This is a genomic window from Morganella sp. HMSC11D09 (assembly GCF_001807955.1).
Classification (GTDB): Bacteria; Pseudomonadota; Gammaproteobacteria; order Enterobacterales; family Enterobacteriaceae; genus Morganella; species Morganella morganii.
The window spans coordinates 19,492-44,633 of the sequence record NZ_KV791692.1; the positions used below are offsets into that span (position 1 = coordinate 19,492).

General features: G+C 52.7%; 13 protein-coding genes and 1 tRNA gene. 6 read left to right on the forward strand and 8 right to left on the reverse strand.

The genetic code is table 11. From position 1 onward, the window contains the following. Positions 1-38 precede the first annotated feature (38 nt). The 5 genes from hypE to folB all read right to left on the reverse strand — a co-directional run bounded on the left by hypE (position 39) and on the right by folB (position 4,874). On the reverse strand, positions 39-1,058 hold the full coding sequence (gene hypE, locus HMPREF3119_RS10110; protein ID WP_049243306.1) for a hydrogenase expression/formation protein HypE: 1,020 nt from the start codon (positions 1,056-1,058) through the stop codon (positions 39-41). Position 1,059: 1 nt separating this feature from the next. Beyond that, positions 1,060-2,190, reverse strand: a complete 1,131-nt coding sequence (hypD, locus tag HMPREF3119_RS10115; protein ID WP_070579604.1) for a hydrogenase formation protein HypD — start codon at positions 2,188-2,190, stop codon at positions 1,060-1,062. Between the two features lie 9 nt (positions 2,191-2,199). Continuing rightward, complete coding sequence (hypB, locus tag HMPREF3119_RS10120) at positions 2,200-3,297, reverse strand: hydrogenase nickel incorporation protein HypB (RefSeq protein WP_083297271.1); 1,098 nt, start codon at positions 3,295-3,297, stop codon at positions 2,200-2,202. 257 nt (positions 3,298-3,554) lie between these two features. Beyond that, on the reverse strand, positions 3,555-4,376 hold the full coding sequence (bacA, locus tag HMPREF3119_RS10125; RefSeq protein WP_004236400.1) for an undecaprenyl-diphosphate phosphatase: 822 nt from the start codon (positions 4,374-4,376) through the stop codon (positions 3,555-3,557). A 144-nt stretch (positions 4,377-4,520) separates the two neighbouring features. Continuing rightward, positions 4,521-4,874 carry a bifunctional dihydroneopterin aldolase/7,8-dihydroneopterin epimerase gene (folB, locus tag HMPREF3119_RS10130; protein WP_049243310.1) on the reverse strand — a complete coding sequence of 118 codons (354 nt, stop codon included), beginning with the start codon at positions 4,872-4,874 and terminating at the stop codon, positions 4,521-4,523. Between the two features lie 108 nt (positions 4,875-4,982). On the opposite strand from folB, the gene plsY reads away from it, so the two are divergent. Then, positions 4,983-5,639: a glycerol-3-phosphate 1-O-acyltransferase PlsY gene (gene plsY, locus HMPREF3119_RS10135; RefSeq protein ID WP_004240442.1), complete on the forward strand. Its 657-nt coding sequence runs from the start codon at positions 4,983-4,985 to the stop codon at positions 5,637-5,639. 35 nt (positions 5,640-5,674) lie between these two features. Here the strand turns inward: plsY and tsaD are convergent, their stop codons facing one another. Beyond that, positions 5,675-6,694, reverse strand: a complete 1,020-nt coding sequence (gene tsaD, locus HMPREF3119_RS10140; protein ID WP_004240443.1) for a tRNA (adenosine(37)-N6)-threonylcarbamoyltransferase complex transferase subunit TsaD — start codon at positions 6,692-6,694, stop codon at positions 5,675-5,677. 449 nt (positions 6,695-7,143) lie between these two features. Between tsaD and rpsU the strand changes: the two genes are divergently transcribed. The 5 genes from rpsU to HMPREF3119_RS10165 all read left to right on the forward strand — a co-directional run bounded on the left by rpsU (position 7,144) and on the right by HMPREF3119_RS10165 (position 16,677). Beyond that, on the forward strand, positions 7,144-7,359 hold the full coding sequence (gene rpsU, locus HMPREF3119_RS18825) for a 30S ribosomal protein S21 (RefSeq protein WP_004240446.1): 216 nt from the start codon (positions 7,144-7,146) through the stop codon (positions 7,357-7,359). Between the two features lie 111 nt (positions 7,360-7,470). Further along, positions 7,471-9,207, forward strand: a complete 1,737-nt coding sequence (gene dnaG, locus HMPREF3119_RS10150) for a DNA primase (RefSeq protein WP_024474555.1) — start codon at positions 7,471-7,473, stop codon at positions 9,205-9,207. 136 nt (positions 9,208-9,343) lie between these two features. After that, complete coding sequence (gene rpoD / locus HMPREF3119_RS10155; RefSeq protein ID WP_223302412.1) at positions 9,344-11,242, forward strand: RNA polymerase sigma factor RpoD; 1,899 nt, start codon at positions 9,344-9,346, stop codon at positions 11,240-11,242. Positions 11,243-11,446: 204 nt separating this feature from the next. Next, a tRNA-Ile gene (locus HMPREF3119_RS10160) sits at positions 11,447-11,523 on the forward strand. A 471-nt stretch (positions 11,524-11,994) separates the two neighbouring features. Beyond that, entirely contained in the window at positions 11,995-16,677 is a 4,683-nt protein-coding gene (locus tag HMPREF3119_RS10165; RefSeq protein WP_070579607.1) for a tetratricopeptide repeat protein, read from the forward strand. Positions 16,678-16,736: 59 nt separating this feature from the next. Here the strand turns inward: HMPREF3119_RS10165 and pbpC are convergent, their stop codons facing one another. Continuing rightward, positions 16,737-19,097 (reverse strand): penicillin-binding protein 1C, encoded by a 2,361-nt coding sequence (pbpC, locus tag HMPREF3119_RS10170; RefSeq protein ID WP_070579609.1) that lies wholly within the window; start codon positions 19,095-19,097, stop codon positions 16,737-16,739. A gap of 23 nt (positions 19,098-19,120) precedes the next feature. After that, the gene (locus HMPREF3119_RS10175; RefSeq protein ID WP_070579612.1) at positions 19,121-25,036 is read right to left on the reverse strand and encodes an alpha-2-macroglobulin; all 5,916 of its coding nucleotides are present in this window, start codon (positions 25,034-25,036) and stop codon (positions 19,121-19,123) included. Positions 25,037-25,142 lie beyond the last annotated feature (106 nt).

The following is a 25,142-nucleotide window of genomic DNA, read 5'->3' on the forward strand; positions in this document are numbered from 1 at the left end:
ACACAGCCACAGGCCGGAGGATGACGCAGATTCGCAGATCAGCAGATGCGGGGCAGCGGCTCGTTATACGGAAGATCCAACAGCCTGGTCGCGCCGAAAATCCCCTGCACTTTCACCTGTTTTGCTTCTGTTACCTGCCCGATGGTACAGGCGTCCTGACCCAGAGGGCTGTTACGGAGGGCTGCCAGCACGGCGGCTTCGGCTTCCGGGGCTGTGACAATCACCACTTTACCTTCATTGGCAAAATTGAGTGCCTCCAGCCCCAACAGCTCGCACACACCACGTACTGCAGTTTTCAGCGGCAGTTTCTGTTCTTCGATATTCATACCGCATTGTGAAGCATCGGCAAACTCATGCAGGATAGCGGTGACGCCGCCACGGGTGGCATCACGGACAGCTCTGATGCCGTCAATCGCCCGCAAAGGTGCAAGCATCGGCTCCAGAACCGCACAGTCGCTGCGCAGATCAGCATCCAGCCCGAGGTTCTCGCGCAGATTGAGGATCGCCGCACCATGATCACCCAGTGTGCCGCTGACAATAATTTTATCCCCCGGACGGCATTGTGCTGCTGCCCAGTTCAACTGATGCGGGATCACACCGATACCGGCGGTATTGATAAACACTTTGTCTGCCGCACCGCGCGGCACCACTTTGGTGTCACCGGTCACAATCTGAATACCGTTGGCTTTTGCGGCTTCCGCCATACTGCTGACCAGCTGAGAGAGAATGTCAAACGACAACCCCTCCTCAAGGATAAATCCACAGGAGAGGTAGCGCGGGATTGCGCCACCGACAGACAGATCATTCGCTGTGCCGCACACGGCCAGTTTGCCGATATTGCCGCCGGGAAAAATAATCGGATCAATGACATAGCTGTCGGTGCTGAACGCCAGACGATCACCGGCGGCCTGTAATTCCGCCAGCGGTATTCGTGCCTGATCTTCTTTTTCATTCAGATACGGATTGGAAAATGCCTGCAAAAACAGGGAGTCAATCAGTTGCTGCATCCCCTGTCCGCCGTTGCCCTGGGCCAGGGTGATTTCAGTAATAGGTTTCATGTTATTCTCCGCGCCGATACTGATAATAAGCTGCGCAAGCCCCTTCAGAGGAGACCATCAGTGCGCCGAGTGCCGTTTCCGGTGTGCATGCGTTGCTGAACAGCGGACAGTCCGCCGGTTTGCAGCGGCCTGTTAATACATCCCCGCATCGCGCCTGCGGGTTATCGGCAACAGACTGCGGCTGCGGCCGGAAGCGGCGTTCAGCATCAAATTCATAGTAAGCCGGTGTCAGCTGAATACCGGAGTCCGCGATATTACCCAGTCCGCGCCACTCACTGCTGGCTTTCAGTTCAAAGACTTCCGCCAGTGCTTTCTGTGCCAGCAGATTTCCCTGCTCCGGCACAATGCGGCTGTACTGATTTTCCACCGCCATCGGCGCGTGTTTGTCCTGTGCCTGCTTTTTCAGCTGGCGGATAACCATCAGAATAGCTGTCAGCAGATCCAGCGGCTCAAAGCCGGTCACCACAAACGGTTTGGCGAATTCATCACACAGCGGCTGATACGGCGTGCAGCCAATCACCATACTGACGTGCCCCGGCGCGATAAAGCCGTCGATAAACACATCTTTCTGCTCCAGCAGTGTGCGCAGCGTCGGGATAATGGTGATGTGCTGACAAAAAACGGTGAAATTTATCAGTCCGCTTTTTTTCGCCAGCTGTAACGTGGCCGCCGTACCCGGCATGGTGGTTTCAAAACCAAGGGCGAAGAAGACGACCTCTTTATCCGGATTATCGCGGGCAATAGTCAGTGCATCCAGCGGGGAATAGACAATGCGGATGTCGCTGCCGTGACGGCGGGCATCCAGCAGCGAACCGCCGCGACCGGGAACACGCATGGCATCCCCGAAAGTGCAGAAAATCACCCCCGGGCAGGCCGCGATTTCCAGACAGGCATCAATACGCCCCATCGGCAGCACACAGACCGGGCAGCCCGGCCCGTGAACAAATTCCACGGAATCGGGCAGCAGTTTATCCAGCCCGAACTTAAAGATGGCGTGAGTATGACCGCCGCACACCTCCATAATCTGCAAAGGCTGTTTCAGCGGATGCGGCCACGAAGCCATCTCTTCCCGGATCTGCGCCAGCAGTTTTTCTGCCAGTGCCGGATCACGGAACTCATCAACAAAACGCATAGAAATCCCTTATTCCGCCGCACCGCGCTGCTGATTCACCTTGCTCAGGCGCTCCTGTAACCAGGCAACCCATTCATCCATTCCTTCACCGGTAGTGGCAGACAGAACAATGACATCGATATCCGGATTCACACGGCGTGCCGCATTCACACAGGCTTCAATATTGACATTCACATACGGCAGCAGGTCGATTTTGTTAATCAGCATCAGGTCTGCGGCAGCAAACATATGCGGGTATTTCAGTGGCTTATCTTCACCTTCTGTCACTGACAGAATTGCCACCTTATGCTGTTCACCCAGATCAAAACCGGCCGGGCAGACCAGGTTACCGACGTTTTCGATAAATAACAGGCTGTTATCTTTCAGTCCGAGGTGATGCATGGCGTCATGCACCATCTGCGCATCCAGGTGACACCCTTTGCCGGTATTGACCTGAATCGCCGGTACGCCGGTTGCGCGGATCCGCTCAGCATCATTGGTGGTTTGCTGGTCGCCTTCAATCACAGCACATGGAACTTTGTCTTTCAGGTAATTGAGTGTGCGGGTCAGTAATGTGGTTTTGCCGGAGCCGGGACTGGATACCAGGTTCAGCGCCAGAATGCCCTGCTCCTGTAAATGTTCGCGGTTATGGACGGCGATTTGGTTGTTTTTATCCAGCACCCCCATCTCAATCTGCACCATCCGTTTCTGGGTCAGGCCCGGCGCGTGTGTGCCCGCTTCGCCCATCCCGTAATGCATATTGTCTTTATCAATTACCGGCGCAAAAGCCGCTGCATGGTCATGACCGTGGTCGTGTTCATGTGAATGATGATGGTCGTGAGCATGTTCGTGCTCATGAGAATGGCTGTGGCCGTGCCCGTGATCATGAGTGTGTTCATGTCCGTGGCTGTGCTCATGACTGTGTCCGTGAGCATGCTCTTCACCGGCTTCACGGCCGTCATAATAATAGTGATTCACATCACCGTTATGATGATAGTGGTGGTGATGAATGATGACGGGGCGGGAATGGTTGTCATGTTCATGATGATGGTGATCATGGCCGTGGTGGTCGTGGCTGTGACCTTCAATCTGCACGTTTCCTTCGCTGCAACCGCATGTGCTGCACATAATCCTGACTCCTGCTCGATTTATTGGCTCCGGCGCGGCATTGTGGTCAGACTCGTGACAGGTGCGGAGCATCTGATCACGCTGTGTCGGGCAGTCAACATAAATAAAATATTACACATAAAAGCCGGTAAACCATTACCAGCTTTTATGTATCCGTTATTAATTATATTAGTAGCAAATCTGCGGAGTGCCCGCTTTGACTTTGCGCAGGTCAGATGGATTTTCCCTGCGCAAAGAGTGATGTGTTTACGCGAAACTCAGTGGACAAACACCACGTAAACGGCAGCAGCCACAATAAAGCGGTAGATAGCAAACGGGATAAAGGAGATACGTTTAATCAGTGACAGGAAGGTTTTCATGGCAATCAGCGCCACAATAAACGCAGCCAGGAAACCGACCGCAAACATCGGAATATCCGAGTTGCTCAGGAAATGCCAGCTCTTGTATAAATCCAGTGCTGTCGCGCCCATCATCATCGGTACGGCCAGAATAAAGGAAAACTCTGATGCAGTGTAACGGTTGATCCCCATCAGCATACCGCCGGAGATGGTGGCACCCGAACGGGAGAATCCCGGCCACAGAGCCAGGCACTGGAAACAGCCGATGGCAAACGCCTGACGGTAGCTGATATCATCAAGACCAGTAGCCTGCACCTTCTTCGGCTTAAAGACTTCAGCCACAATCAGCAGGATACCGCCCGCAACCAGCGCGTACATCACATTCACCGGATTAAACAGAGACTTAATCTGATCCCGCAGCAGTAAACCGAGAACCACCGCCGGTAACATAGCAATAATAATGTGGAGTAAATTCAGTTTTCCCTGAGTCTGTCCTTCATGGGGAACCCGGCCGAAGTGAATACCGATAAGGGCAAACATCCGCCGCCAGAACAGGAAAACCACCGCCAGGATGGAACCGAGCTGGATAACCACTTCAAACGTTTTTGCTTTATCGCCGGTAAAGCCGATAAGCTCAGCAACAATAATCATATGACCGGTTGATGACACCGGCAGAAATTCGGTTAATCCTTCAACAACCCCGAGAATCAATGCATGCAGTAAACTTGTGATATCGCCCATATAACGCCCTGTATGGCAGATAAAATAAGGCACTCCCGGACGCGGGAATGCCGGATACGGAGAACAGCATATGACGCAAGTGTGACAATTTCATGACACCCTCAGCGCTTTTATGACAGTTCCGCTGACGGCATTATGACAACATCAGGCCGCACTTCGTTCAATAATGACACCCACTTCTTCCGCCTGTGCCACCGCACCCGGTTTGGCCACGCGGATACGAACCCAAGGGGTGCCGAACTCAGTCAGTAATAATGACGCCACTTCTTCCGCCACACGTTCCACCAGAGCGAACTGTCTTGTCTGCACATAATCCAGAATTGCAGTGCTGACGCTGGCATAATCGAGACAATGTTCCACATCGTCACTCTCAGATGCGCGTTTGTTATCCCAGTGCATTTCGATATCGAGCACTAATTTCTGCGTAATATCCTTTTCCCAGTCGTAAGCACCAATCGTTGTAAAAACAACAAGTTTCTTAATAAAAACAACATCCATCCGCATTTACCTCGTTTTTTTATGCTCATCGGATATCACTTCCCATGAAATATGCGTATTATCCATGGAGGCCAATAACTGTAATTTACCGTCTGTCAGGAGAGAAGCATGAGTGGAATCGCGCTTGGTATGATCATCTTCGCTTATCTGCTGGGATCAATTTCCAGTGCGATCCTGATCTGCCGTCTTGCGGGACTGCCGGATCCGCGGCATCACGGCTCCGGAAACCCGGGGGCGACCAACGTGCTGCGCATCGGCGGCAAACTGGCGGCTGCCGGTGTCCTTATCTGCGACGTACTCAAGGGTATGCTGCCGGTCTGGCTCGCTTACCTCCTGCAAATACCGTATTTTTACCTCGGCATTATCGCCATTGCCGCCTGTTTAGGCCATATTTATCCGGTATTTTTCCACTTTAAAGGCGGAAAAGGCGTGGCAACGGCATTTGGTTCGATTGCCGCCATCGGCTGGGATCTGACCGGACTGGTTGCCGGAACCTGGCTGCTGACCGTGCTGCTGAGTGGTTACTCATCATTAGGCGCGATTGTCAGTGCGCTGGTGGCACCGTTTTATGTCTGGTGGTTCAAACCGGAGTTTACCTTCCCGGTTGCCATGCTCTCCTGCCTGGTGCTTATCCGCCATCATGACAATATTCAGCGGTTGTGGCGCGGACAGGAAAGCCGTATCTGGCAGAAGCTGAAGAAAAAGCGGGCCAAAACGGATAAAGAGATAATCCAGGAAGCGAAAGAGCAGGAAAAAGAGGATTAAAAAAGGCGCTGAAGCGCCTTTTTTGTGTCCGGAAATTATTTGTCCAGCGGCGGTAACTCAGCCAGCGGCCACCGCGGACGGACAGTCACGCCTAATTCACTGCGCATACCGCCTTTGAAGCGGATCATCCCGGCCAGCGCGATCATCGCACCGTTATCCGTACACAGTTCAGGGCGGGCATAGAACGCTTCTCCGCCCAGTTTTTGCAGTGTCTGCGCCATGCGTTCGCGCAGTGTGCGGTTTGCACTCACGCCGCCTGCCATCACCAGCCGTTTAAAGCCGGTCTGCTCCAGCGCGCGTTTGCATTTGATCACCAGCGTATCGACCACCGCGTCTTCAAAAGCACGGGCGATATCCGCCTTTGTCTGGTCTGAATCATCATTCTGATGAATGGTATTAGCGGCAAAGGTTTTCAGCCCGGAGAAGCTGAAATCCAGCCCCGGCCGGTCAGTCATCGGACGCGGGAAAGTAAAACGTCCCGGCGTGCCCTGTGCTGCCATGCGTGACAGTGCAGGCCCGCCAGGATAATCCAGACCCAGTAATTTGGCTGTTTTATCAAAGGCTTCACCGGCTGCATCATCGATAGATTCACCCAGCAGCGTGTATTCACCGATACCGGTCACACTGATTAACTGCGTATGACCGCCGGATACCAGCAGCGCGACAAACGGAAACTCCGGCTGATGTTCTTCCAGCATCGGTGCCAGCAGATGGCCTTCCATATGGTGAACCGGCACCGCCGGGACATTCCAGGAAAACGCCAGCGCACGGCCGACTGTCGCCCCGACCATCAGCGCCCCGACCAGCCCCGGTCCTGCGGTATAGGCCACCGCATCAATATCCTGTGCCGTCAGACCGGCTTCTTTCAGCGCAGCCTGAATCAGCGGCACTGTTTTCCGGATATGGTCACGGGATGCCAGTTCCGGCACCACGCCGCCGTAATCTGCGTGGACTTTGATCTGGCTGTATAACTGATTAGCCAGCAAACCGGCTTCATCATCATAAATTGCGATTCCGGTTTCATCGCAGGACGTTTCAATGCCTAACACTCGCATGGGACTTAACTCGCTGGAACAAAAACTGACGGGACTGGCGGCGGACAGCAGGAAGCAAATCCGTCTCCGCAAAGAGAACAGTGTATCACCATAATGGCGTGCTGACAGGTATTAAGGTGAAATACGGGGCTTTTCTGCCGTATTTTTATTCAGCAAAAACCGCTTATTCACAGGATGAACACAGTTATCCACATACTTTTCCCCTGCATAACGGATTTCTGTTGCTGACAAATCGCCGCGTATCCGCTATAATCTGCACCCTCTGTAAAACCCCTGTCGGGTGTGCGGATCCGGTCTTGGCGGTAACACCTGACCATATCCGGGGTATTTCTCTGTCTGATTATCCACAGCACTTTACAACGTGGGTCACATTGAAGTAAAATTCCGCACCATTTTAAAGACAACTGGCATAACGCCAGTACAGACCTATTTATTGAGGTGAGAGGCACATGCCGGTAATTAAAGTACGTGAAAACGAGCCATTTGACGTTGCACTGCGTCGTTTCAAACGTTCCTGCGAAAAAGCAGGCGTATTAGCTGAAGTACGTCGTCGTGAGTTTTATGAAAAACCAACGACTGTACGTAAACGCGCTAAAGCATCTGCTGTTAAGCGTCACGCTAAGAAACTGGCTCGCGAAAACGCACGTCGCACTCGTCTGTACTAATCGCTGCGGCCGCGCCGCAACTTAGTCAGACCGCAGTAGTTGCAGTTAATGGCCGTGTTTCCGGAAGGAAGCGCGGCTTATTATCGTTATCAGACAGGCGAAAAAGGGGTTATGGCCGGGCGCATTCCACGCACATTTATCAACGACTTATTAGCGAGAACCGATATCATCGATCTTATCGATGTCAGGGTGCCGCTGAAAAAACACGGTAAAAATCACCAGGCGTGTTGTCCTTTCCACAACGAAAAAACTCCCTCTTTTACAGTCAGCAGCGATAAACAGTTTTACCACTGCTTCGGCTGTGGTGCCCACGGCAATGCTATTGATTTTTTAATTAATTATGACCGGCTCGAGTTTGTCGAGGCGATCGAAGAATTAGCAGCAATGCACGGGCTGGATGTTCCTTATGAAACCGGAAGCGGCAGCAGCCAGATAGAAAAACATCAGCGCCAGAACCTGTATCAGCTGATGGAAAAACTGGACAGCTTTTACCGCCATGCATTACAGGCCGATAACGCCGGTCATGCCCGTGAGTATCTGAACCGCCGGGGTCTGAGTCAGGAAATTATCAGCCGGTTTGCAATCGGCTATGCCCCCGCCGGATGGGACAACGTTCTCAAACGCTTTGCCCGCAGTGAGGATGATCGTCAGCAGTTGCTGGATGCCGGCATGTTAGTGGTCAATGATAACGGCCGCTGCTATGACCGTTTCCGGGAACGTGTGATGTTTCCTATCCGCGACCGGCGCGGCCGGGTAATTGCCTTCGGCGGACGTGTTCTTGATGACGCACTGCCGAAATACCTGAATTCACCGGAAACCGATATTTTTCATAAGGGCCGCCAGTTATTCGGGCTGTATGAAGCGCAGCAGAATAACCGCGAACTGTCCCGCATCCTTGTGGTGGAAGGCTATATGGATGTGGTTGCCCTGGCACAGTTCGGTATTGATTATGCGGTGGCCTCACTCGGGACATCGACAACGGCAGAGCACATACAGTTGCTCTATCGGACATCTGATACCATAATTTGTTGTTATGACGGAGACCGCGCCGGACGTGAAGCCGCCTGGCGGGCACTCGAAACTGCTCTTCCCCATCTTAATGACGGGCGGCAGCTTCGTTTTATGTTTTTACCGGACGGCGACGATCCGGATTCACTGGTGCGCCGCGAAGGCCGTGAAGCCTTCGAGCAGCGGCAGAATGAGGCACACAGTCTGTCTCAGTTTCTGTTCGATACCCTGCTGCGCCAGGTGGATATGAGCACCCCGGAGGGGCGCAGCAAGCTGAATGCCCTCGCCATGCCGCTGATAAGCCGCGTGCCGGGTGAAGCCCAACAGGCGTTTTTATTGCAGGATCTGGGCAATTTACTCGGATTACCGGATATCACGCAGCTCAAACAGGCGGTCCGCCAGAGTGAAAACAGTCCCGGTTATCAGGCTCCGAAACTGAAACCGACTACCATGCGGATCCTGATTGCCCTGCTGGTGCAGAATCCGCAGTTTGCACAATTAGTGCCGCCGCTGGAATCCATTGATACCAGCCGTATTGCCGGTTTTTCATTATTCAGGGAGCTGATTGATACCTGTTTATCACAGCCCGGGCTGACCACCGGTCAGTTACTGGAACACTACCGTGATAATAAATTAGCGCCACAGCTTGAAAAACTGGCCGGATGGAACGATATAGAGATAGATGAGATAGCAGAAAAAACCTTCAAAGATGCCTTAAATCATCTGGTGGTATCTGCTCTCAATGACAGATTTAACTTCCTGATCGCCAAAGAGCGGACAGAAGGTCTGACCCCTGAAGAGCGCAATGAAGTGAGTCTTCTCGTGCGGGTCCGGCAATAAGTATTATTATTAAACTATGATGAATATAACGGCTTAAGTGCCGCAGACAGCAGGAACAGCCCTGCATGCCATGTCACCAAGGTTCATGGCCGAAGAAAAGAAATCCTTGATTGTTATTGTTGCTGGCTAAGTTGTTTTGCCGACCAACACAAACCTAAATACTCAGAAGTGTGGATACCGTCTTATGGAGCAAAACCCGCAGTCACAGCTGAAACTTCTTGTCACCCGTGGTAAGGAGCAAGGCTATCTGACCTATGCTGAAGTCAATGACCATCTGCCTGAAGATATCGTCGATTCTGATCAGATCGAAGATATTATCCAGATGATCAATGACATGGGCATTCAGGTAATGGAAGAAGCACCTGATGCTGATGATCTGATGCTGGCAGAGAATTCAACAGACACCGATGATGATGCAGCCGAAGCTGCAGCACAAGTCCTCTCAAGTGTAGAATCGGAAATTGGCCGGACCACTGACCCTGTACGTATGTATATGCGTGAAATGGGGACGGTAGAACTGTTGACCCGCGAAGGCGAAATTGACATTGCCAAGCGCATCGAAGATGGCATCAATCAGGTTCAGTGTTCCGTTGCTGAATATCCTGAGGCAATCACGTATTTACTCGATCAGTACGACCGCGTTGAAGCAGGCGAAGTCCGTCTTTCTGACCTGATTACCGGCTTTGTTGACCCGAACGCGGAAGAAGATCTGGCACCAACCGCAACCAACATCGGTTCTGAGCTGCCGGCCGAAGAATTAAACAAAGATGACGACGACGAAGACGAAGAAGAAGAGGATGACAGTGACAGCGATGACGATAACAGCATCGATCCTGAACTGGCTCGTCAGAAATTCGAAGCGCTGCGTGTGCAGCATGAAAAAGCGCGTCAGCAGATTAAAATTCACGGCCGCGACCACCCGAACACCAATGCGGAAATCCAGCAGCTCTCTGAAGTTTTCAAAGAGTTCCGTTTAGTTCCGAAGCAGTTTGACCATCTGGTCAACAACATGCGTGAAATGATGGATCGTGTCCGTCAGCAGGAACGCTACATCATGAAACTCTGCGTTGAGCAGAGCAAAATGCCGAAGAAAAACTTCATCACCCTGTTCACCGGCAATGAAACCAGTGATTCCTGGTTTACTGCTGCTGTCGCGATGAACAAACCGTGGTCTGAAAAACTGCAGGATGTCGCGGAAGAAGTTGAACGCAGCCTGCAACGTCTGCGTCAGATTGAAGAAGAAACCGGCCTGACCATTGAACAGGTCAAAGATATTAACCGCCGCATGTCTATCGGTGAAGCGAAAGCCCGCCGTGCGAAAAAAGAGATGGTTGAGGCGAACTTACGTCTGGTTATCTCTATCGCGAAAAAATACACCAACCGTGGCCTGCAGTTCCTGGATCTGATTCAGGAAGGTAACATCGGTCTGATGAAAGCGGTTGATAAATTTGAATACCGTCGTGGTTATAAGTTCTCAACCTATGCCACCTGGTGGATCCGTCAGGCGATTACCCGCTCTATCGCGGACCAGGCGCGTACTATCCGTATCCCGGTGCATATGATTGAGACTATCAACAAACTCAACCGTATCTCCCGTCAGATGCTTCAGGAGATGGGCCGTGAGCCGTCACCGGAAGAACTGGCAGAGCGGATGCTGATGCCGGAAGATAAAATCCGCAAAGTGCTGAAAATCGCCAAAGAGCCAATCTCAATGGAAACACCGATTGGTGATGATGAAGATTCGCACTTAGGGGATTTCATCGAGGATACTACCCTCGAACTGCCGCTGGATTCCGCCACCTCAGAGAGCCTGCGTTCCGCGACTCACGAAGTGCTGGCCGGCCTGACCCCGCGTGAAGCGAAAGTTCTGCGTATGCGTTTCGGTATTGATATGAATACTGACCACACGCTGGAAGAAGTAGGTAAACAGTTTGACGTTACCCGCGAACGTATCCGTCAGATTGAAGCGAAGGCACTGCGCAAACTGCGCCACCCGAGCCGTTCTGAAGTGTTACGCAGCTTCCTGGACGAATAATCCGCTTCAGGATCAGAGCATTATCAGGCGCCGTTTAACGGCGCCTTTTTTTATGCTTATTCATTGCCGGACAAGAAGTAATTCACTTACACAATTGATATTCAGAAATCATTTTTGACAGGCAATATTCCGCTCATAAAACAGTCAGATAGACAAGAAACGCTAGACCCCGCAGACAACTGGCAGTATAATCTCACCCACTTCGGCCCCTTAGCTCAGTTGGTTAGAGCACGCGACTCATAATCGCTTGGTCACTGGTTCAAGTCCAGTAGGGGCCACCAAATTTTTACTGATTTATCAGTGTATTAAGCCACTCTTCACAGGGTGGCTTTTTTACATCAGGTGCTGAGTGTCGCAAAAGTGATCCACCAATTTTTTGATTTGTGTGCCAATATCAGGCAGGTAATGCAAATATCCCTGCAAACCTTACTAATGATATTCATAAATCTCAGGGATATTGTTATTCTGAATATCTCTCGGAAACGAATGCAATATATTAAATCTTCTTTGTCAGGTTAATTTTCCGCCCAAACTTCGCTTCTTTGTATCATCTCCCGTTTGTTATTCAGATAACGATTTTTCCGCATCAAAAAACCGATTACACCGGATATTCTCCGATAATAACAGGCTGTTTTCATTTATTTTTCTGTTGGCCGGATAACATTGAATTACTTCTTTATTCCGTTACACTAAGTCAAATTTTTATTTTCTGTCTTCCTGTTTATTTAAGATTAATCCGTATAAGGACTGATATGACAAAGCAACGTAAACTGGGGCTTGCTCTGCTTATTGCTATTGCATTGTCCGGCGGGGCCTGGCTGACGTATTCTGTGACGTCCGGCAGCACCCCGGCAGATAAAGGCTATGAGCTGTATTTATCCGGGGATACTGACGGGGCATTCCGTTATTTTTCCGCAGAAGCGGAAAAGGATCCGCAGGCAGCCTATGCATTGTCTGTGATGTATCTCAACGGCTACGATGCACCGGCCAATGCGTTACTCGGTTATCAGTGGCTGGAACGGGCCGCGAATGCCGGTAATAAAAGTGCCTTATACAACCTCGGTTATTACCGCTATCACGGTATAACACAGGATACCGCGCGGGATCAGTACGGTATTACCTCCCTGAAAGCCGCGGCACAGGCCGGTGTCCATGAGGCTCAGGAATTACTGGGCACTATTTATCTTCTCGATAAATACGGCAATATTCCGTCAGATGCAGAACAGGCGCGGAAATATATGACAGCAGCCGCAGATCAGGGGTCGTTTTTTGCAAAATTCGCGCTGGGCTATATCGCGTATGAATATGATAAAGATTATAAAAAAGCGGTCGGTATTCTGACACCGTTGCTCAGCGAGCAATTTACCCTGCCTGCTATGCTGCTTTCCGGAATATATGAAAAAGGCGGTCACGGAATAGAAGCCGATCCCGGACAGGCAAAAAAATACCGCTATATGGCATTTTCACAAATCAGCTCACTCAGTGAAGATGATTTGATGCCGAAAGCATTATCCCTTTTTGGCTCAGAAACGGCAGATGAAATAACCGCCCGGCTGGCAAAACTGGAGAAAATGGCGGAGAACGGCAATCAGTATGCCCGTTATGCCCTCTATGACACTTATATGCAGGGAGCGGGTGTTATCGCAGATAAAGAAAAAGCCCTCCGCTATTTACAGCCGCTGATTAATCAAAAAGATCCGAAAGCCCTTTATACCTGGTATCTTGATACCAAAACAAACCCTGAATATCTGACAGCCGCAGCTGATGCCGGATATCCCGATGCCCTTTATCTCCTTTATCAAATCCACCGTAATATCCGTTTTGATGATGCCTTCGGTTATGACCGGGAACGTGCGGCGAAATACCTGAAACAGGCTGCGAATACCGGACATCACGATGCATTAATCGATATTATTGAGGATATTACCAGCAGCTATCAGTTTCCGGATAACGACACCAACGCACAGGTATCTGCCTATTTAGCCAAATTACTGGAAAAATATCCGGATGACCCGGAGGCGCTGATGCTGGCTTCCGCACGTTACGGTGATCAGGAAGGGAATATTTATGATCCGGTTCGCGCCTTTGAACTGAATAAAAAATCGGCTGAATTATCTCCCCTGCCGGATTCACAGGATCAACTGGCCTATAAGTACGCCAGAGGTATCGGTATTGAGCAGGATATGAAAAAAGCAATCGGGATCTATAAATCCCTGCTGAGAGATCCCTATTTTCAGGATAAGGCTTACCGGCGTTTAACAGATCTCTATTTTTCCTTTGATACCGGCGGTGAAATTGATGAAAAAGAGATTATCGCGTTCCTGAAAAAAGATATCGAAGAAAATGATAACTACCGCCAGGCGTATTTTTATGCCGATTATCTGTTGCAGGAAGATCCGGTAAAAAACCGTAAACAGGCTATGGAACTGTATCTGAAAGCCGGCGAATATACCCCCAGTGCCGATGTTCACCTGGCAAAATCGCTTATTTCTCTCAATACCGGCAATAATGAACAGGCTTTAAAGCTGGCGCTGGAAATAATGAAAAGCGGATATGCCCGCTCCCTGCTGACGGAAAAAGAATGGCATGATGTCACGCAGATTGTATTCTCCGAAGGCAAAAACAACCTCCTTGCCAGACAATTCTGGGTCCTGCTTGCCCTGCGGGATAATAACGCTGAAGCGCAGAAACTGATTGAACCGCTGCTGGGTCAGGATCCGGTTGTCACGTATTACTATGCGAAGCTGAAACTGGAAGATGCAGAAGATAAACCGGATATGACCGATGAGATCCTGCGTCCGGATATTGAGCTGATGATGAAAGCGGCAGCGCTGGGCAACACGGACGCCGGTGAATACATGGTAAATCGTCTGAAGAGCGCGACCCGCTCCGGTACACAGAGTAACCTGAATCAGACGTTTCTGCGGGTAACCGGACTGACGGAACGCGATATTGTGCCCCGGCTGACACAGTGTGCCGATGCCGGAGGATGGGCCTGTATGTATGAATTGGGCGAGATCTATTATGAGGGTAAATACGGTGTAAAAGCTGACCTGAATACCTCCGTCGCCTGGTACGAAAAAATTCCTGATCGCGATTACCGTTTCACAGAATCACGCCTGAGCAAAGTCAAAAAGAGCCGTGACACCCTGGCAGACCTGAATGCCCGTGTACAGAAAGGGGATGCTGAAGCCGCCTATGAATTATCTTATGCATGGAGAAACGGCAACCACGGCCTGATTCAGGATCCGGAAAAATCACGGTATTACCTGAAAATGGCAGCGAAAGGCGGTAATGAAGATGCCATCACCACACTGATTGATGACTACAAAAGCGCAGACACACTCAGCCCGGAGGATAAAAAACTGCTGCTGTCGCTGTACGACAAACTCCCGGGAACCGGCAATAACAGCTATCTGCGTGATCTGGGTACACAGTACCTGCAGGGCAGCAATCTTGTCAGCGCAGATCGTCAGAAAGCCCGTTATTATTTCAGCAAAGCCGGTGATTACGGTGCTCACGAGCTGAAAGCAATGGATCAGTTTGAAATAAATGTAAAACTGGCGGATGAAAGCCCGAATGCTGCTTATGAAACCGGTTATGCTTATTTTCTCGGACGCGGCACACAAAAAGATCTGCAGCAAGCCCTGCCATACTTGCAAAAGGCAGCAGATGCCGGTCATAACTATGCCACAATCCTGCTGGCAGATACCTATGAAAAGGGAGAGTACGATAAAGAGACACAGCGCCGGATTATCACACCGGACTGGGAAAAAGCCATTGTCCTGATACGTGCCTACAAAGGGCCGCGTGATGTATCAGAAAATATTGCATTCTATGAGGGTACGATAAAACCGGCACTGGCCGGAGACAGCAGCGCCATGAACGCCGCCGGGGAACACTATAAGAGCAGCGGCTATTATGATACCGCCCGCTACTGGTTTGAAAAAAGCGCGGAAAGCGGTTATCTGCCTGCATTCTGCGCTCTGGCCGGGGCGACTGAAACCAATGACGGTAAAATGGCGGTATTACGCCGCGGTGCGGAGAAAGGTGACAGTTGCTGCGATACCATGCTGGCCATCATGCAACTCAGAGAGAACAGCATTACACAGGATTCACCGGAGTGGACCGGTATTATCACCCGGGTGGAAAACGGTCTGAAAAACAGTGATGAAGAGGTGTCAAAAGCCGCGTTTGAAGCACTGACTCAGCTGTATCGCGGCACTCTCAGCGATGACAACGGCAGCTCTCTGTATAAGGCAGACAACAAAAAATATCTCACACTGCTGGAATCGGAGGCAGATAAACGGGCCGATGCACAAATCGACCTGTTCTATTATTACCGGCAGAATAATGACATGGATAAAGCACTGTCTTATCTGCAAAAAGGCCATGATAGCGGCGATATCGCTGCGACAGAAACACTCTACGAATACTATATGTCGCCGGAATATTGCCGCCGTGACGATGCCGATCCCGCTAAAGCGGAGCAGTATCTGACGGAGTGGCTGAAAAAATCGGACTATCCGGAAAATACCGATAACCATATGCTGATGCCGCCGGAAGAGCGGACCAAAGCCATGGGTGATGCGTGGCTTGAAGGCTTCTGTAACCGGGCACCGGATCCTGACAAAGCTATCGCGTGGTATACCCGCTCATTGACGTATAACAACACACATGCCCTGAAAGGTATGTATGACGCGCAGATAGTGAAGAAGAATGCTCCGGAAACCTATTACTACGGTTCACTCGCCGGTGTCAGCTCCCGGGAGGGGGACGACCTTATCGCCACACTGACGGATGCAGAACGCAACACCGTGCTGCAGCGTATTAAGAAAAAGCAGGTGTATGAGCAATACGGTCGTTATGAACAGGAAATTGAAGCGAAGCGGCAAAAAGCAGAAAGCGGTGACGGCCCGGCCGCATTCTCGCTGGGGGTAAACTATGCCCGTGGCGAACGCGTTCCGGAAGATACGGAAAAAATGATCTATTACTATGAGCTGGCCGGTAAAAACGGGTACGCCAGAGCCTACAACGTGCTGGGTAATCTCTACCGTAAACCGAATGAGCGCGGGATCCCGGTCGACGGTAAAAAAGCCCTCGCGTATTTTGATGCGGGGGCCAAACTGGGCGACAGCAATACCGCACACCTCGCCGGGGATATGCTCTATTTCGGTCAGGCCGGGCTGGAAAAAGATTATCCGCAGGCTGCCCGCTATTATGAAATGACCTCTCTTGAACAGGGCAGTCATCATGAAATGGCGAAATACAAAGTCGCGTGGATGTACTATCACAAAATGGCCGGTACCGGCAGCGATGATGATCTGCGAAAAGCACGGGATAACCTGATATTGTCGGCAAAATACGGCAATAAAGATGCCGAAGAAGCTTTAAAAGAGTGGGATTTCTCACGTATCAGCGATAAAAATAAATAAGCGGTTTTATTATCAGCGCTCTCCCGGAATGTGATTTGTTCCGGGAGGGTGTTTACAATTCACCTCTCCCTCACCCCCAGAATATCCACCTGAATCATCCGTGAATCGGCACGGCCGTGGTCATCCACGGCGCGGATACGGTAGCGTCCGGCGGCTTCCGGTTTCCATTCCAGCGGGCGGCGGCTGGTGCTGTTACCGAGGTATGCATCACCGGCAAACCAGTAAATCACACTGCTGTCATTATCGGCGGTGGCGGTAAAAAACAGGGAGGATGGCTGGTTTGCTGTCCGCCGCAGTGTGTAAGTGGTGTTGCGCAGCGGAGAGGTAATTTGTGGCGGAGTACTGCCGATCAGGCTGTTGCCGCCTTTGCAGTGTGCGACAGACGGCGGGGTTTTCTTCGGCAGACCGGCCAGGGCAAACACCCGCGCCAGGTCAGACGGCCAGTATTCATAGATATCAATATTCACCTGGTCAGGATCATAAGGCGGACAGACCACATCGCCGGTGATTTTATCCGTCGCCACCGGGCGGTAGATGGTATCAACCGCAATGGGGGATTTACCCGGGATAAACCAGGTTTTGCCCCGCCGCTGACACCACTGCGTCGGCAGGTTGCCGCTGGCCAGACAAACCTCCACCTGACGGAGATTTTCCGGCAGCGGAAAGTCAGGCTCCCGCAGTGCCGGGTACTCCGCCATAATGTTGTCGATAATATTGAAAAACAGCGGTGCGGCAGCTTCCGCACCAATCAGCGCACTGTTTCCGGTGCCGTCAAAGTTCCCGAGCCAGACCACCAGCACATACGGGCCGGTGATACCGCTGCTCCAGGCATCACGGAATCCCCAGGAAGTGCCGGTTTTCCAGTACACCGGCAGTGTCATCGGTTTTTGTGCGAGGGTGTTACCGGGGCGGCGGTGCTGCCCCAGCATATCCAGGGTGATAAATGCCGCTTCATCACTCAGCAAACGGACCGGCGCAGCCGGCTGTTCGGATTCAATCATCCGCAGCGGGCGCAGAACGCCCCGGTTTGCGAGGATCGCATAGAGTTTTGCCAGCTCCTGCGCGGTCACTTCACCGCCGCCCAGGACCAGCGACAGTCCGTAGTGCTTTTCCCCCGCCATCCCGGAGAGCCCGGCCAGACGGAGAAACTGATAGAGATTCGGTTTGCTGAGTTTTGCCGCGATATCCACCGCCGGAATATTACGGCTGTAGTTCAGTGCCTGTGTTGCCGGCAGCGGCCCCATAAAGCGCAGGTCAAAGTTCTCCGGCGCGTAGCTGCCGAAGGTGGACGGCACATCTTTAAGAATGGTCAGCGGATGCAGCACGCCCTGCTCCAGCCCGAGGGCGTAAATAAAGGGTTTCAGTGCCGAGCCGGGAGAGCGTTTGGCGTTGGTGCCGTTCACCTGGCCGTGGATCTCCGTGTTGTAATAATCCGCCGAACCCACCAGCGCCCGCACGCCCATATCACGGGTATCAACAAGAAGCACCGCCGCGTTGTGCAATCCCGCCTGCTGACGGCGGGCGATAAAAGCAGCCACCTGTTTTTCGGCAATACGCTGAAGATTCACATCCAGCGTGGTAACCACTGTCTGTGGTTTTTCAGCACTGAACCGGTTCTGCCGGGCTATCTGCTCAATCAGATGCGGGGCGATGTAAGGCATCTGTTCCGGCTGGCGCAGCATCAGCGGCAGTTCAAACAGTGCCGCCATATTTTCATCGTCCGGATGCTCTTCCCGCCAGTGCTGCCAGAGCCGGTTGCGTGCCTGCATCAGCGGCTGGCTGATATCCGCGCCTCCCGGTGTGACACGATATCCCGGCGACTGCGGCAGTACCGCCAGCGTCAGGGCTTCCGGCAGCGTTAAATCCGCCGGTTTTTTATTGAAATAGACCAGTGAGGCTGCCCCGGCGCTCTCAATATTCCGGCCATAGGGGGCATAGTTAAGATAGGCTTCCAGAATGTCGTGTTTGGAATAGCTCAGTTCCAGCTGCACAGCCCGCAGGATCTGTTCGGTTTTCCCCCGCAGGGTGCGGGTGTTGAGATGCCAGCGCATCCGTGCCAGCTGCATGGTGATGGTTGAGCCGCCCTGAAGCCGCTCCCCGCTGATATAACTGACAAAAAAACCGCGCGTGAGGCTGTACGGATTAAACCCGGGATGGAGATAAAACCAGCGATCCTCATAACGCAGCGTCCCCTCTGTCAGCAGGGGGGACATCTCTTCCAGCGGTGTCCACAGCCGGTAGCGGTCATCGTTTGCCAGCGTCAGGCGCAGCAGTGTGCCGTTGCGGTCATAATAGGCAACCGACAGAGGCACACCTTCTGACAACGGCGGATGCGGCCAGAGGCGGAATCCGGTCAGAAACAGCGCCAGCAGGATAATCACTGCCGCCAGGTTCTGTAAAATACGCCGGATGCCATTCATTCTGACCGATACCGCCCGTGTATTCAGGGTTTATCTGCAACAGGCGGCAGAACCGTAAAGACCCCGGCTGCCGCAGACTGCGCCTGAATCTCCCGGTCGTACATGGCTTCGCCGAACGCCGGCGGAATGATAAAGCGCCCTGTATTCACCGGTTTTATCTGATAGATAAATTCCTGACTATCCGCCGCAGCACTGCCGTAGATAAGCACTCTGTCCTCACGGGCATCCGTGAAGTCCGGCACCCAGCGGCGGCCGGTGCTGAACGGGAGCTGTGACAGTTGCAGGCTGTCCGTCGCTTCCGGATCCTGGCGCACCACCTCAAACCCGCCCGGCAGCAAATCCGCCACCACAATATTATTCAGCCCCTGTTTGGCATTGGCGCGGATATGCAGGCGAACGTAGACTTTTTCACCCTGCGCCGCTCTGGTTATCACCTCACCTTTTTCATTCAGATAATCACGGCTGATTTCCAGCCCTTTCGCCACTGCAGCCTGCGGCGGTGTGCGGTCAAAACCGAATTCTGTCACCACATACCAGGCCGGGTTATCCGACGGATTATCAAAGCGGATTTCACTGACACCGTCGCTGAATTTTCCGGTCGCGGAGGCATTTTTCATCACCGAAATCACTTCAGGCGCTTCTGTGCCTTTCAGAACGCTGATAGTGAGTTCACCGGCTTGTGCCCCGCTCTGCTGCATATGACGGCTGTAGTATTCCATTGCCAGAATACTCATGGCCGCTGAATAGGTGGTGTAACGCTCCTCTTTAAAGCGCAGCACCATGTTTTCCAGCAGTTGCGGCGGGATAGCAGACACTTTTTCCGGGAAGTGACGGACGATCAGATAGAGCCGTGTGCTGTCCTGCACCAGCGGATCGAGGTAGCTCCGTGTCCACCATGCTTTGCTGTAAGCCGTGTTCAGGGCTTTCCAGGTCGGCGCCAGCATCATATCCGCCTGTTTATCCATCTTCAGCATTTTGTAGGATGCCGCGAGATACAGCGCGCCAGGATCTGCCTGCCACGAATCCGGATAACTGCTCTGCATCCGTGTCTGCACCTCAGCCAGCAGCCCGGTGGTGACTTCGCCCTGACGGGTCAGCAGGTAGACAGCAAAGGCGCGCATCCGCAGATCATCCTGCGTATTGAGCATCGGGTTCGCCGCCACTTTCTTCAGGTAAATATTGGCGGAGCCGAGCAGCGATTCCTGCACCGGATACCCCGCGTCCTGTGCTTCCAGCAGGAACTGCACCACATACAGCGTGACAAACGGATCGGTTTCCGGCATCGCCTGCCATTCGCCGATACCCCCCTGGCCGTTCTGCCGCGTCAGCAGTGTGGTCATGGTCTGTTGCAGTTGTTTGCGGATCTCCGTCTGTGACTGCAGTGTGCTGATTTCCGGATTCCGCTGACTGAACAGCAGCGGAATGGCGCGGCTGGTGATCTGCTCCGAGCAGTTATACGGATAGTTATCCAGATACTGCGACAGCGCCTCACTCATCACCATCGGCGAGTATGACACCCGCGCATCCCGTTTGGCGTAGTTATCAAACATCTGCCGCAGCGCCGTCACCCGTTGCTGTTTACCGTCCATCCGTCCGAGAGACGAGCGGGTGCGGTAAGCCGAGGCCGGACGGACTGACAGGTTCTGCGTGCGGACCGCCGATTTGTCCCCGGAAGTGACACGGAAAGTGATATCCGCCGTACCCGGCAGCGCATTGGCTTTCAGGCGGAACGACAGTACCGTTTCTTTTTTCTCACCGAGCGTGATCTGCTCACGGTTGCTGCCGGTGATTTCCAGTGCCGGATCGGCGCTGACGGTGACATCCAGCGGCACCGCTTCGCCGTTCAGGCCGGTCAGGTTATTGACGATACCGAGAGAGACATCAAACTCATCCCCCGGAGAGACCATGGCCGGAATATTCGGTGTCAGCACAAAATCATCCCGTACCGTGGTGCTGCTCTGTGTGTGGCCGATGCGGTCAGGTGAAACCGATACTGCCATCACGCGGATCTTACCGTTGAAATAATCCGGCACCTGATAATTAAAGACCGCGTCGCCATCAACGGTGGTGATCCCCGACCAGTAGGCCACCGGTTCATCCCGCTTGCGTTTGAACGGATTAAGGTGCAGATCGATGCCCTCTCCGGCATCCCCGCCCGGTGCTGCGGTCAGCGCCATCATTTTGCTGAATTCCGGCAGGATCAGGTCAAGGATCTGGGTGCTTTTCACTTCCAGCGCCCGTTTGCGGAAGAAATAGTCGAGCGGATCTTTCAGGCGGTAACGCGCCACCTGCAATATGCCCTCATCAATGGCAAAGACCACCACATTCTGCGGCGAGGTGGTTTTCACATGAACCGCCAGGTTTTCACCCGGTTTCATCACATCCGGCGATGTCAGCGTGATCCCCGCGTTAAACGCCTCATGGCTGACGCGGAACGGCTGTACACCGAAGCTCAGCGGACTCATAAAGATTTCATCGGAGTTAATATCACGGACAAACTGCACGTTAACATAGCCGTTGCCGGTCAGTTCTGCCGGTACGCGGATTTTCTGCACCGAGTTGGTGGTGTCCGCACGGAACCACACCCACTGATACACTTTGTCGCGCTCAATGGTGATAATGCCGCTGCCGGTGTACGGTGCGCTGACGGCAATTTCAATCTCTTCGCCCGGTTTGAATTCCTCTTTATTCAGCGTCAGCTGCAGTTCCGCATTGCGATCCAGCGAGCGGGTGATGTTCGCGTTACCGGCGACGGTGTAGTCGGTTCTGTTCAGCACATTACCGTCCGCATCTTCCGCCTGTAAGATAAAGTGGCCGGGTTTCGAGGTGTTCAGTGTGATATCAGTGCCGGCGCTGCTGATGGTCAGCGGTTGCTCATCAATCCGGGTTTCTTTCAGTCCGGACTGATATTTGAAGACCCCGGACGGCTGGCGCATCAGCACGGAAATGTATTTCTGCTCCAGAAGTACCAGTTTCAGATTGCTTTTTTCAATACGGGTCAGTGACGGATCCACCGCAATCAGATTCAGCATCCGCACCGCATCCTTATTGATGTAATCCGTGTCACCGTCCGCTTTGATACCCACCAGCGAATCATGCGGAGAGACCAGTACCCGCGCCGCTGCCGTGACTGAACGGCCGCTGCCCGGCTCAAATGCTTCGGTGAACAGCTGTAACTGATAGGTCGCTTCCGCGTAGTTTTCCAGCCCTAACGCCAGCGGGGCGGCACCGTTTTCATCGGTGGTGCGCTCTTCCAGCTGCGTTTCAAAGTTATCCGTACTGCGGCTGTTTTCATAGAAACGGTAATCCGGATACTGCGTGAATGACGGATAAACCGGCCGCATGGTCATTTTTGTCGCAATACGGCGATTCTGCGCCGGGGTGCCGAACAGGTTCTGCACATCAACCGCCGCCTGTAATTCCTCCGGTTTCACCCAGCCCTGCTGACGATCCGGTGTCAGTTTCAGCGCCACTTTCATGCTGTCCGGCTCAAACTCTTTCACCACCACGGTGGTGGTGCCGAGCAGGCGCAGATCATCTTCATCTTTACCTTCCAGATAGAGATAGATATTCCAGTCGCCGGTCGGAGAGTTTTCCGATGTGGTGTAGCTCAGTTCGCTGAAACCGGTGGCATCCAGAATAATCTGCTGTGAATGCATCAGAGTATCACGCGGGTCGCGGATCTCCGCCCGCAGCGGGATGCCGGTCAGCGGGGTTTTCCAGTCATAGGTGCGGGTGATAAGACCTGCATGAAAGGTTTCCCCCGGCCGGTAAATACCGCGATCAGAGAAGAGATAGCTGCTGAGGGTGCGCGGATCTTCCGGGGTTTCGTCGCCGTAAATATCAAAGCGCGAGAAATCCGGCTGGCGGTCATACCAGGCGTTGACCGGCAGGAAGGAAACATCCCCCTCTTTTTCCGCCAGGAACATCACCGCCATCTGCTCATTGCGGAAATCATGCAGCGGCGGGAATGCGGCGTGGCCGTCACTGCCGGTTGTACGGCTCAGCAGTGTGGTGCCGTTTTTGGCCACTACAGAGACTTTCGCACCACTGACCGGCTCGCCGGTATACACGGACTGTACGAACACATCCCGCGAGCCGTCGGGGGAGGATTTCGCGATGATCCCCATATCAGTGACCACCACAAAGCGCGAGTCGAGAACCGCATCCTCTTCGTAATCCTCATCCCCTTCGTCATGGCTTTCCGCTTCCGGGGTTTCCGCCGGTTTAGCCGGATCCCATGCCCGCAGGCTCAGCAGGAATATGCCGCGTTTTGCGGACGGGTCGGCTGAGAGGTATTTGCTCAGGTCGATACCTTTGTACTGAATATCACCGGGGTTGGCGGCAGACAGCGCCGTCTGGTAAGTAAAGTGCTCTGTAAAGTATTCATCACTCAGACGGTTAAAATCCGTTGAGGTAAAGTTTTTATCCTTAAAGGAGACGATATGCTGTAACTGGCCCGGGATCACCCGTTTCACATCCAGCTGCAGGCCCGGGAAGTTACGTGCCGCGACGGTGATCTGTTTTTCACCTTTCATCGACAGCAGTGCCCCGTCAGACATAAAACGCAGTGTTTTCGGGTAATCCGGGATGCGTACCGGCAGATAGCGTGATGTTTTCAGGTAATAACCGCCCGCCGAACTCATACCGCCGGTGATTTCCACCAGCAGCCAGCGGTTGGCCGGGGCGTTATAACTGAAGCTGAATGCCGCCTGATTCTCCTGCTCGCTGTCATCCGGAGTCAGCGTCACCGGCTCTGATAAGGCAATGACTTTTTCGCTGATATCATCTGATTTCCAGTCGTCGTAAATCCCCTCAGAATTATAATCAGGGTGTTTTTCCGGCAGCAGACGGGCACGAACCGCTTTTGTGATCTGTTTTTCATTCACCGGGTCAGAGAATGACACAATCAGGGCGCGGCGATCTTTTCCGTCATCTGATTCCACCAGCTGACTATCGATGCCCGTCACATCCAGACTGTAGCGGTTCGGCACGATCACGCGGAAGGTTTCATCTTTGTCCGTGGTATTGGCCGGAACGGCCGCCCCGACACCGGCTCTGACTGTCAGCAACACTTCGCTGTCTGTATCATTGAGTGCCAGCTGCCCGGAGTGGATCCAGGCTTTGAGTTTTTTATCATCATAAGTGACGGTATACGGCACCGGCTTGCCGTCACGGGTCATAGACAGACGCGATTCCAGATTTTTGACATCAGCGGGGGCATTGAAGGTCAGGCCGATGATGGCGTGTTTTTTCATCGGATCTTGCGGATCCTGATAGAACTCCGCCCGGCCGCCACGATAATAAAACTCAGGGGTGGTAAAGGTTTTTTGTTTCTCTGTTAACGCCACCTGCGGAGCCAGCAGTGTTTTGGCATCCATATCGACGGTGTAGGTTTTCCCCATCGGGAAGGTTTTTTTCGCCGTGAATACCAGCTTGCGGTCATTACGCCACTGCCATTCACCTTCCGTTGCCGGGGTCAGGGTAATACCGGCGGTGACCGGTTTGCCGATCAGCGTTACCGGTGCGGCAGAGCGGGAGAATGTCACCACAACAATCTGCGCTGAATTATCATCACGGTTATAATTAACCGCCGAAGGGCGCTGCACAGACGCGGAAATATCCTGCACCACCAGCGGCGCAACATCCACCGGCTTCGGTTTGTTCTGATACCAGTGCCAGGTGTAATAACTGCCCGCTGCCACCGCAGCAGTCAGCAATAATAAGGCAGATATGGTTTTCGGATAGCGGTTTACACCCCGCTCCAGCCGGGCAAGCTGATTACCGGCAAAGGTCACCCAGCCCGGCACCGCCCAGCGGATCCGTCCGGTGAACGGGCGCAGCAGAAAACCCAGCAGAGTAAAGAGATAAACAAGACTGCGAGCCGCCAGACGCAGCAAAATAAAAGGTAAGCGGAGGATAAAACGCAGAACGTCCATGACAACATTTTCCTCTGTGTGTTGAGACTGACATCAGTTTGCCGCAGCACACAGTGAAATCCGGTTCAGCCGGAAGCTGTCAGTACCCGATACTCTCATCCTCCAT